Here is a 10,170-nt window from a genome sequence, read left to right on the forward strand (position 1 = left end):
CCAGCGGGAATGCACGCGAACGGAAGGTCATGTTCGGCGGCAACGCCAGCAACGATCGCCTGCGTGCCGTCTCCCCCGGCTGCGGCCAGGGCGTCCGCTCCCCGCTCGATGGCATCGCGAACAAGGTGTTCCAGGTCGTCACCCTGCTGGAGCTCCACGGGTTCGATCCCGCGCGAGCGTGCCTCGTCGGCTAGGTCGGCAGCTGCGGCTTTCCCGCCACCGGAGTGTGGATTCCAAAACACGACAGCACGAGATGGCGCCGGGGCCGCAGGCAGTCTGATCCGCAGATGGAACACCCGCTTGGCCAGTAGCACGGCGCCGGTGGTCAACAGGGCGAGGAAGAGCACGTCCAGCACGAGGTTCCCGACGATGATGTCGACAAGGGCCCCGACCAGCAGCCCAGCGCCAATCACCAGTAACAGCGCCCGGCTCACTGCGCGCCGCCGGATCGCCTCCCAGCAGGCCGCCAACGCCAGCGCGATGAGCAGAATCGAGATAAGCCCGTGTGGGAACGAGTGGAACATCACCACCAGCACCCATCCGCAGCCGACCGCAAGCAACAGCAAGGTCAGCAGTGCAAGGCCGCGGCGGCTACTCATACGATCGAGCCTATGGCCCCGAGTCCGCGAGTTCCCAGTGTCGGTGGTTCAACTGAGCGGCAAGCTCCGCAATTGCCCGGTCGGGCCACCAACTCGGGGTCTCGACTCTGGGACACGCTGGGTCGGGTCGATCGCACCGTCTACACCTGGTTGTCAGGGGACACCAGCACGCGCTTTGACATTGCCGTCAGCCGACTGACCAATACCGCCGACAACTCCAAGATCTCTCTTGCGATGGCGCTTGCCCTGGCTGCCGGCGGTGGCAGGCGTGGGCGTCGTGCCGCACTGGTCGGGATGGCGTCGGTCGCGGTGACTTCCGCGACCGCCAACCTGGTCGTCAAGCCGCTGGCACGGCGGGCCCGGCCGAACCGGCTTGCGACCCATCGCGACCACGTGGCGGGAACGGTCCATCACGTGTCGATGCCGGAGTCGCACTCGTTCCCGTCCGGCCATACCGCCGCTGCGTGTGCATTCACGGTCGGGGTCAGCAGCGTGCTGCCGCGCGTGGCCGTGGTGCCGGCAGTGGTTGCCGTTGTGGTCGGCTACTCGCGCATTCATACGGGCGTGCATTACCCCAGCGACGTGCTGTTGGGTGCGGTACTGGGCCTCGCGCTCGCTGCGGGAACGTCGCTGGTGATAGCCCGGGCGTGACGATTTGCGGCTACGGGTTCTGTAGGTGGTTCTTGGGGCTGTGGACGAATCCACGCACGAAGCGACCGTTGTAGGCGCCGACCGCAGTCTTGCCGCGGAAGCGGTAAACGTGCCAACCCGACGGATTGGCGTTCTGCTCGACGGTGATGATGCGCTTGCCAACCACTCGATCGACGACCGCGACGTGGCCGTAGCGTCGGTTGCCGCCCTTCTCGACCACAATGTCGCCCGGCACGGGGAGGTAGCCGCGACCGTTGCGATGGAACCGCAGCGAAGGGCTGCCTTCTGGAATCGATTCGGAACCGCCGGTGCGCGAGGAGCGAACCGCGCCCCAGCCCTTCTTCGAATACAGCCGAACCGCGAGCTCGCCGCACTGACGCGACCGAATCACACGCACACCCTTCCCACCGAGCCAAGACTTGGCTGGCAACGATCCGGTGCGCAGCATCGCGGAACTGAACGCGCGGGTTGATGGGCCGCTTCCCGCCGCAGACGCAGGGGTTGCGGCTACCAAGGTGGCCAGCAGCGGGACTGTCAACGCTGCCGAGGCAAGCGCGACTAACCGCTTACGGCTGGAAGGGGAACCGGTCGACGCGTTGGGCGCCGTGGCGCCGGAAGAGTTGGACACGAAGGTCGAGTAGAGCCCACCGCAACACGTTTGAGTAGCCCATCGAGCGGTCTGTGTGGCTTGTCACGGGCACACACAGGGGCCCTGATGTGAGCCAGCACACTCTGATACGAGGGCCTGCTTTGGACCGCTGTTTGCCCTGCTTCGACCGACATGTCGCAATTGGGCGATTCGTCGTCCGACGACACGCCTGTACGGGTCAGCGACCGCCGTACTCGTCGTCGTCGTCGTCGGCGTATTTGGCCAGCGGGTCATCGTCGTCACGCGTGGGCGGACGACTCCTCTCACGATCATGTGCGTCCCCAGTGAGTTCGGCGCGCAATGCGTCGAAGTCAGTCTGCGGAGCGTTGTACTTCAGCTCGCGAGCGACCTTAGTTTGCTTGGCCTTAGCTCGGCCGCGCCCCATGGCTCGACCCCCTCGCCCGGATAACCCGGAATCGGCGTTGTCACGAAGAAGGAAATGTTGCGTCCCAGAATTCCCGCAATCCTACTCATTGAGCAGTTTCGGATGAAATCCAAGGGTCCCTTGGCCTTGTCGGCCAAGGAGTAACGCTGACACTCCCAGCAGTTCGTTGCTCAGACTACCCCGTTGGTCCGATGTTGGCAGCCCTAGGTCGCCCCTGCTGGGGGATCAAATCGCCGCAAACGGTTGCAATAACCCCGTCCGTACCCCCAAACTCGAACTGATGACCGTCCCAACGAACGACTCAGAGCCGCTGCTGACCCCCGCTGAGGTGGCTGCGATGTTTCGAGTCGACCCCAAAACGGTGACGCGATGGGCCAAAGCCGGAAAGTTGAGCTCGGTTCGGACCCTGGGCGGACATCGGCGCTACCTGGCCAGTGAGGTCAAGGCGTTGCTTGAGGGAATCCCGGCACCGCCGACGAGCAACCACAACGGAACCCCCGAGTCTCCGGCGGCCGGGAAGTCATACGAAGAGACCGTCCGGGACGCCGAAGCCGTTCCCACCGGTCTTGAGCCGCTGCCGGCACCTCCGGCAACCCCCGGCTCCTCCGCCGGACTCCCAACCTCCACCTGATCGCCGAGCCGTTACCTGCCGGAGTTACCCAGTGGTATGGCTGTTTCCCGGGTGGTTTTGCAGCCATACCACTGGGTAACTTTCCGCCGTAGGACCCGCCTCGGGCGGGTCAGGCGTACGAGCTGCTGAGATGGACCGAGCCACCGCCGCCGCCCTTGGCCGGGGCGTCGCTGAGGTCAGCGTCGGTCCGCGACCGCACGGCCCCACAGACCCAGGCGCTGATGCCACGGTCTGCCAGCCGCCCAAGTGCGGCGTCAGCTGAATCCGGCGCCACGAAGGCCACCATGCCGATGCCCATGTTGAAGGTTCGTTCCAACTCCAACGTCTCGACGCCGCCTTGTGACCCGATCGTGTGGAATACCGGCTGCGGGGACCACGTCGATCGATCCACGTCCAAGTGCAGATCCGCTGGCAGTACCCGGGCGAGATTCGCCGCCAAACCCCCGCCGGTCACGTGCGAGAACGCGTGCACGTCGACGTCCGCGGCGCGGGCCAGGTCCAGGCACTGCTGGGTGTAGAGCTGCGTCGGCTCGAGCAGCTCCTCTCCGAGCGTGCGGCCGAACTCGGGCATGTCGCGATCCAACGCCCAGCCAGCTGAGTTCAACAGCACGTGCCGGGCCAACGAGTAGCCATTGGAATGCAGTCCAGATGACCGCATCGCGATCGCCCGGTCACCCGCGCGAACACGTTGCGGCCCGAGTAGGTCATCGGCCTCAACGACCGCCGTTCCAGCACCGGCAACGTCGTACTCGTCGGGGTCGAGCAAGCCGGGGTGTTCGGCAGTCTCCCCTCCGAGCAGGGCGCAACCGGCCGTTCGGCAGCCGTCGGCGATGCCAGTGACGATCGCCGCGATGCGCTCGGGGACGACCCTGCCGCAAGCGATGTAGTCGGTCATGAACAACGGTTCGGCGCCGGTAACCACCAGATCGTCCACGACCATGGCAACCAAGTCGATACCGATGGTGTTGTGCACATCCATCGCGGCAGCGACCGCGACCTTCGTGCCGACGCCGTCAGTTGAGGTCGCAAGCAGCGGTCGGCGGAAACGGCTCAACGCCGAGGCGTCGAACAGGCCCGCGAACCCGCCAAGGCTCCCGACAACCTCGGGACGCGTTGCGCCAGCGACAGCGGCCTTCATCAACTCGACCGCGCGCTCGCCAGCCTCGACGTCCACTCCAGCGGCGGCGTAGGTGCTCGCCGGTTCGGGGTTGGGGGGTCGGGTCACGGATGGCTCAGCGCGTCAGCCGCGCCGCCTCCCTGCCTGACTGCCGCGAGACCCGGGCCGTGTCCGTTCGGCGACACCACATCCACCGGCTCAAGGGTGTCGTGGCCGATGACCTTCGGCTCTGGGAGCGGTACGGGGTAGACGCCGTCGAAGCACGCCCGGCACAGGTCGTCCTTGGGGACCTCCGTCGACTCGATCAGTCGCTCCAAGCTGATGTAGCCGAGTGAGTCGGCACCGATGGAGGTGCGGATCTCGTCATCGGTCAGTCCGTTGGCGATGAGCTCGGCGCGGGTCGCGAAGTCGATGCCGTAGAAGCACGGCCACTTGACCGGCGGCGAGGAAATGCGCACATGCACCTCGCGAGCTCCAGCCTCCCGCAGCATCCGAATGATGGCGCGCTGGGTATTGCCGCGCACGATTGAATCGTCGACCACCACGAGGCGTTTGCCAGCGATAACGTCGCGCAGAGGGTTGAGCTTGAGTCGAATGCCAAGCTGCCGCAGAGTCTGTGACGGCGAGATGAAGGTTCGGCCCACGTAGGCGTTCTTGACCAGACCCTGGGCAAACGGGATGCCGGAGGCCTGCGCATATCCGACAGCGGCCGGAGTCCCCGATTCGGGCACGGGGATGACCAAGTCGGCGTCCGCGGGGTGCTCCTCGGCCAGTCGCCGGCCAACGTCGACGCGCGTCGCGTGCACGCTGCGACCGTCCAGCGACGTGTCGGGGCGGGCTAGGTAGACATACTCAAAAAGGCAGTGTTTGGGCGCGGGCTTGGCGAACTTCTGCGAGCGCAGTCCGCGCTCATCGATGGCAACGAGCTCACCCGGTTCGATGTCTCGAACATATGAAGCGCCAACGATGTCCAGCGCTGCTGTCTCGCTGGCAAGGACCCACCCGCGCTCAAGGCGCCCGAGCACCAACGGTCGGATCCCCTGCGGATCGCGGGCACCGTAGAGCGTCTCGTCGTTCATGAACACCAATGAGAATGCGCCGCGCATGTGCGGAAGCTCGATCATCGCGGCGTCTTCCAGGCTGCGGTTCGGGTGCGAGGCGAGCAGCGCGGTCATCAAGTCGGTATCACTGGTCGCGTTGACGTGCTGACCGAGTGGAAGCTCGCCTGAACGGTCAGCGCGGCGCAGCAACTCGTCGCCGAGTTCGGCGGTGTTGGTGAGGTTTCCGTTGTGTCCCAGGGCAATTCGACCAGTCGCGGTTGCCCGGAAGGTCGGCTGAGCGTTCTCCCAGACACTGGCTCCTGACGTCGAGTAGCGGCAGTGACCAACGGCTAGGTATCCCCGCAGGCTCTCCAGGATCGCCTCGTTGAAAACCTGTGAGACCAGGCCCATCTCCTTGTAGACGACGACCTCATTGCCGTCACTGACCGCGATGCCCGCAGATTCCTGGCCGCGATGCTGCAGCGCGTAAAGGCCGAAGTAGGTGAGCTTTGCGACGGCCTCACCAGGCGCCCAGACGCCGAACACACCACAGGCGTCTTGAGGGCCCTTTTCACCGGGAAGCAGGTCGTGCGATAGCCGACCGTCGCCACGCATCACTCTACGAGTGTAAGCGGGTTCGGTCGCACTTCACACCAGTGGCATCAAAGCCGCGAGGTCACTTCTCTCGCCGCTCGCGAAGATCCGGCCAGCGGCGACGGCATCGGCCCAGGTCAGACGCCCCGTCGCGACCTCCAGCCACGTTCGCGCGTCGCATTCCACCGATGCGGGCGGGGTTCCCCGGCGATGGCGAATACCCGCGACTGCCTGCACCGCCGCGTACGGCGGGATCCGCACCTCGACGCTGTTGCCCGGGGCCACCTCCGTGAGGCGCGCGAGCACGTCTTTGACCGCCTGTCGCTCGGTCGCGCGCTCGGGCTGCTCCTGCGCGTCATAGGCCGTCAGGCACGCCGCCACGGCCCGCGTTTTGGCCCCCGTCATGACCGGGGCCAAAAGTTACCCAGTGGTATGGCTGCAAAACCGCCCGGGAAACAGCCATACCACTGGGTAACTTCCTGGGTTGGCGGAGTGGCGGGGGCGAGCATGTGCACGGGCGGGGGGTTATCCGAAAAGGGCGGGGAAGGTTGCCGTGTGGGCGGCGCGCAGCTCGTCGAGGGTGAGGGTGAACAAGTCCCCGACCTCGAGCAACTGGGTACCAGCTTCGTGACCACCGTCCTGCGCCTCGCCGCCATCCCGCGCATCGCCACTGTCCCGCGCCTCGCCATCGGCCGCGCCGGGATCACCGCCATCCTGGGCTAAGCCAGAGTCGACGACGCCGATGCGGGTGCACGGGAAGTTCCGCGCGGAGCACATCTCGGTGAAGCGCAGCTCCTCCGTCCGCGGAACCACCACGATCGCGCGAGCCGCTGATTCGGAGAACAGGAATACAAATGGGTCGAGGTCGTCGGGAACCCAGGTGCGGGCACCTACCCCGGACCGAATCGCCATCTCCACCAGCGCCGTGGCGACCCCGCCGTCGGCCAGGTCGTGCGCGGCCGTGAGCATCCCGTCGCGCGATCCCGCGACCAGGATCTGGCTCAGTTGGCGCTCGGCCTCAAGGTCGACCAGCGGTGGCATGCCACCAAGGTGGTCGTGGATGACCTGCGCCCAGGCGGAGCCGTCGAGTTCGTCGCGGGTGGTGCCGAGCAGGTAGATGAGTTCGCCATCGGGACCCCAACTCATCGGGGTACGGCGATCCACATCGTCCAGAACGCCAAGGACGCCCACCACCGGAGTCGGCAGGATCGCGGTGTCGCCAGTCTGGTTGTAGAAGCTCACGTTGCCGCCTGTCACCGGAACGCCGAGCTGCAGGCATCCGTCGGCGAGGCCCGTAACGGCTCGTTCGAACTGCCACATGACGGCGGGATCTTCCGGCGAACCGAAGTTGAGGCAATCTGTCACGGCCAGCGGAACGGCACCGGTCGCCGATACGTTGCGGTACGCCTCGGCCAAAGCCAACTGGGCACCCTGGTAGGGGTCGAGTTGGGCGAACCGTCCGTTGCAGTCAGTGGCCAATGCAACCCCGAGTCCGGACTCAGCGTCGATGCGTACGACACCGGCGTTCTCGGGCTGCGCGAGCACGGTGTTGCCCTGGACGTATCGGTCGTATTGGTCGGTCACGAAGGACTTGTCCGCGAGGTTCGGCGATGCTGTCAGCAACAGCACCGTCTCCCGCAGTTGCGCGCCGGAACTCGGACGGGCCAAGCCGATCGCCGAGTCTGCCTGCAACGCGTCCTGCCAGTCAGGTCGTGCGAACGGGCGGTGGTAGACCGGACCATCGTGGGCGACGCTGCGCGGGGGCACGTTGAGGATTTCTTCGCCACGCCACTGCACGGTCAGTCGCCCGGTCTCGGTGACCTCACCGATGACAACGGCCTCGACGTCCCACTTCTGGCAGATGGCCATGAACGCATCGACGTTCTCGGGCGTGACCACCGCGCACATGCGTTCCTGCGACTCGCTCATCAGGATTTCTTCCGGTGTCAACGTGGAGTCGCGCAGCGGCACTCGGTCGAGCACGACGTGCATGCCTCCGTCGCCGTTGCTGGCCAATTCGCTGGTAGCACAGGAGATTCCAGCACCGCCAAGATCCTGGATGCCTTCTACCAGGCCAGCGTGCAAGACCTCAAGGGTGCATTCGATCAGGAGTTTCTCCATGAATGGATCGCCGACCTGAACGCTGGGCCGCTTGGTGGGGCCACCCTCATCGAAGGTCTCCGACGCGAGCACGCTGACTCCGCCGATGCCGTCGCCACCAGTCCGGGCGCCGTAGAGAATGATCTGGTTTCCGATCCCGCGGGCATTCGCGAGGTGGACATCCTCGTGCCGCATCGCGCCGACGCACAGAGCGTTGACCAACGGGTTGCCCAGGTACGTCGGGTCGAAGACGATCTCACCGCCGATGTTGGGCAGGCCCAGGCAGTTGCCGTAGCCACCGATCCCCGCCACCACTCCGGGCAACACCCGAGCCGTGTCGGGCGCATCGCTCGGGCCGAATCGCAGCGGATCCATCACCGCCAACGGACGGGCGCCCATTGAGATGATGTCGCGGACAATGCCGCCGACGCCGGTAGCGGCACCTTGATACGGCTCGACGTACGACGGGTGGTTGTGACTCTCGATCTTGAAGGTGACTGCCCAACCCTGGCCGATGTCCACCACGCCGGCGTTCTCGCCGATGCCCACCATCATTGCCTCACTCGGCGGGGCCTTCTCGCCGAACTGGCGCAGATGGACCTTGCTCGACTTGTACGAGCAGTGCTCGGACCACATGACCGAATACATGGCGAGTTCCGAACTGGTGGGACGACGTCCCAGAATCTTGCGGATCTCCTCGTACTCGTCGTGCTTGAGGCCGAGTGCGGCGAATGGCTGCTCGTGCTCTGGATCCTGGGCAGCGTGCCCAACTGTGTCGATCATGCGAGCACTCCGTCGGCAGTCAGGGCGGCGATGACTGAGGCGATCATTGGCAGACCATCCGTCCCCGGTCCGGTGAGTTCCTCCACCGCATGCTCCGGATGAGGCATGAGCCCAACGACATTGCCGGTGGCGTTGCAGATGCCAGCGATGTCGCGGCGCGATCCGTTGGGATTGACGTCGACGTAGCGGAAAACCACCCGGCCGGATGCTTCCAACTCGTCCAGAGTGGCCTCGTCAGCGACGTACCGGCCCTCTCCGTTCTTGAGCGGGACGACGATCTCCTGGCCTTGCTCGTAGGCGTTTGTCCAGGCAGTGCCGGTGTTCTCGACCCGCAAACGCTGGTCGCGGCAGACGAAGTGCAGCGACTCGTTGCGCGTCAGGGCCCCCGGCAGCAGGTGCGACTCGCACAGCACCTGGAAACCGTTGCAAATCCCCAACACCGGCATACCGCGCCCGGCCGCAGCAACGACCTCGGTCATCACCGGTGAGAACCGCGAGATGGCACCGCAGCGCAGGTAATCGCCGTAGGAGAAACCGCCGGGCAGGATCACTGCCTCGACTGACTTGAGGTCGTGATCGCCGTGCCAGAGTTCAACCGGCTCGGCGCCGGCGAGACGCACTGCGCGGGAGGCGTCGACATCGTCGAGGGTCCCGGGGAAGGTGACAACGCCAATCCGTGCGCTCATTGGACGATTGCATCGGAACTGGCGCCAACGGCAGTGCCGGTGTGCTCGGCATGCTCGTCCTCGCCGCCGGTTACGTCCACTGACATCTCGTAGTCCTCGATCACCGGATTACTCAGCAAATCCGCAGCGAGCTCGTGGAGTTGAGCGAGCACCGTCTCATCGAGTTCGCCGTCGAGGTCAATGATGAACTGCTTACCTTGGCGCACATCGGCAACGCCGGGCAGGCCCAAGCGCGTCAGCGCGCCTTTGACTGCGCGGCCCTGCGGGTCGAGGATTTCAGGCTTCAACATTACGTCGACAACAACGCGGGCCACGGGATCTCCGATGCATCGGTTTGGGCGGTCCACCCATGTTATCCCTCGCCCAAGAGCGCCTCGTGCAGCGCGCGTGAATCCGAACGTGCGAGTTCGCGGCGGTCAGCTCCGCTTGCGATTCCGGTAGCGCTCATAGGCATGCTGGGCGGTGATCGAGATCAACTCACTGGCGAGCTGCAAGTTCGACTTCAGGGCCTCGCCGGGCGGATTTGTGGGAGCCTGCGCTCCGGAAGCCGTGGGCCGTGCTCCGGGAAGGTCGAAGCTGGATGGGCCGAACTTGTCCTCCAAGAACCTGCCGTTGGCGATCAGCCGGTCGCCGTCGGACTGCAGGATCGCGTTGTTGACCTGCCACATCTGCGCGTACATGACGTCCAGCTGGGCACACAACACCTGCGTCGCCGTCCGGCCGTCGGCTAGCGCATTGCGTTCGGCATAGGGCCGCGGCATCTTCAGGTACGGCCCCAGCGCACTGGGTAGGTAGTCGGTTGTCATCTTCGACAGCACGTGCATTTCCGCGCTGCCAGGACCGAGTTCGTTGGCCCGTGGCAATGCCCGCTCAACCAGCGTGCAGATGTTGTTGACGCGCACGAGCACGGACCTGTGCACCTTGCCCTTGACCGA

Annotated in this window: 13 protein-coding genes; 3 read left to right on the plus strand and 10 right to left on the minus strand. The window is 65.5% G+C overall.

Features of this window, described 5'->3' with window-relative positions; genetic code table 11:
- Nucleotides 1-599: NAD(+)/NADH kinase (locus tag KAZ48_08950; protein MBP7972916.1), on the minus strand; the 599-nt coding region annotated here is incomplete at its 3' end.
- A 12-nt stretch (nucleotides 600-611) separates the two neighbouring features.
- On the opposite strand from KAZ48_08950, the gene KAZ48_08955 reads away from it, so the two are divergent.
- Entirely contained in the window at nucleotides 612-1,250 is a 639-nt protein-coding gene (locus tag KAZ48_08955; GenBank protein ID MBP7972917.1) for a phosphatase PAP2 family protein, read from the plus strand.
- A gap of 10 nt (nucleotides 1,251-1,260) precedes the next feature.
- Here KAZ48_08955 and KAZ48_08960 read toward each other — a convergent pair whose 3' ends face one another.
- A complete protein-coding gene (locus KAZ48_08960; protein ID MBP7972918.1) occupies nucleotides 1,261-1,641 on the minus strand; it encodes a CHAP domain-containing protein in 381 nt (126 codons plus the stop codon).
- A gap of 28 nt (nucleotides 1,642-1,669) precedes the next feature.
- On the opposite strand from KAZ48_08960, the gene KAZ48_08965 reads away from it, so the two are divergent.
- Nucleotides 1,670-1,891, plus strand: coding sequence for a hypothetical protein (locus KAZ48_08965; GenBank protein MBP7972919.1), 222 nt, complete (start codon nucleotides 1,670-1,672; stop codon nucleotides 1,889-1,891).
- A gap of 186 nt (nucleotides 1,892-2,077) precedes the next feature.
- On the opposite strand, the gene KAZ48_08970 is transcribed toward KAZ48_08965, so the two are convergent.
- Nucleotides 2,078-2,284, minus strand: a complete 207-nt coding sequence (locus KAZ48_08970) for a DUF3073 domain-containing protein (protein ID MBP7972920.1) — start codon at nucleotides 2,282-2,284, stop codon at nucleotides 2,078-2,080.
- Between the two features lie 280 nt (nucleotides 2,285-2,564).
- On the opposite strand from KAZ48_08970, the gene KAZ48_08975 reads away from it, so the two are divergent.
- The gene (locus KAZ48_08975; protein MBP7972921.1) at nucleotides 2,565-2,915 is read left to right on the plus strand and encodes a helix-turn-helix domain-containing protein; all 351 of its coding nucleotides are present in this window, start codon (nucleotides 2,565-2,567) and stop codon (nucleotides 2,913-2,915) included.
- 109 nt (nucleotides 2,916-3,024) lie between these two features.
- Here the strand turns inward: KAZ48_08975 and KAZ48_08980 are convergent, their stop codons facing one another.
- The 7 genes from KAZ48_08980 to KAZ48_09010 form a co-directional block, all read right to left on the minus strand.
- Complete coding sequence (locus KAZ48_08980) at nucleotides 3,025-4,140, minus strand: phosphoribosylformylglycinamidine cyclo-ligase (GenBank protein MBP7972922.1); 1,116 nt, start codon at nucleotides 4,138-4,140, stop codon at nucleotides 3,025-3,027.
- Complete coding sequence (locus KAZ48_08985) at nucleotides 4,137-5,687, minus strand: amidophosphoribosyltransferase (GenBank protein ID MBP7972923.1); 1,551 nt, start codon at nucleotides 5,685-5,687, stop codon at nucleotides 4,137-4,139. The genes KAZ48_08980 and KAZ48_08985 overlap by 4 nt, the downstream gene beginning before the upstream one ends.
- Nucleotides 5,688-5,720: 33 nt before the next feature.
- On the minus strand, nucleotides 5,721-6,071 hold the full coding sequence (locus tag KAZ48_08990) for a hypothetical protein (GenBank protein ID MBP7972924.1): 351 nt from the start codon (nucleotides 6,069-6,071) through the stop codon (nucleotides 5,721-5,723).
- Nucleotides 6,072-6,191: 120 nt separating this feature from the next.
- Nucleotides 6,192-8,549, minus strand: a complete 2,358-nt coding sequence (gene purL, locus KAZ48_08995) for a phosphoribosylformylglycinamidine synthase subunit PurL (GenBank protein ID MBP7972925.1) — start codon at nucleotides 8,547-8,549, stop codon at nucleotides 6,192-6,194.
- Complete coding sequence (gene purQ / locus KAZ48_09000) at nucleotides 8,546-9,235, minus strand: phosphoribosylformylglycinamidine synthase subunit PurQ (protein MBP7972926.1); 690 nt, start codon at nucleotides 9,233-9,235, stop codon at nucleotides 8,546-8,548. Before purQ ends, purL begins: the two co-directional genes overlap by 4 nt.
- The gene (gene purS, locus KAZ48_09005) at nucleotides 9,232-9,549 is read right to left on the minus strand and encodes a phosphoribosylformylglycinamidine synthase subunit PurS (protein MBP7972927.1); all 318 of its coding nucleotides are present in this window, start codon (nucleotides 9,547-9,549) and stop codon (nucleotides 9,232-9,234) included. Before purS ends, purQ begins: the two co-directional genes overlap by 4 nt.
- Before the next feature lie 102 nt (nucleotides 9,550-9,651).
- Nucleotides 9,652-10,170 (minus strand): hypothetical protein (locus KAZ48_09010; protein MBP7972928.1); only part of this gene is annotated, 519 nt, incomplete at its 5' end.

The organism is Candidatus Nanopelagicales bacterium (assembly GCA_018003655.1).
Classification (GTDB): Bacteria; Actinomycetota; Actinomycetes; order S36-B12; family UBA10799; genus JAGNDY01.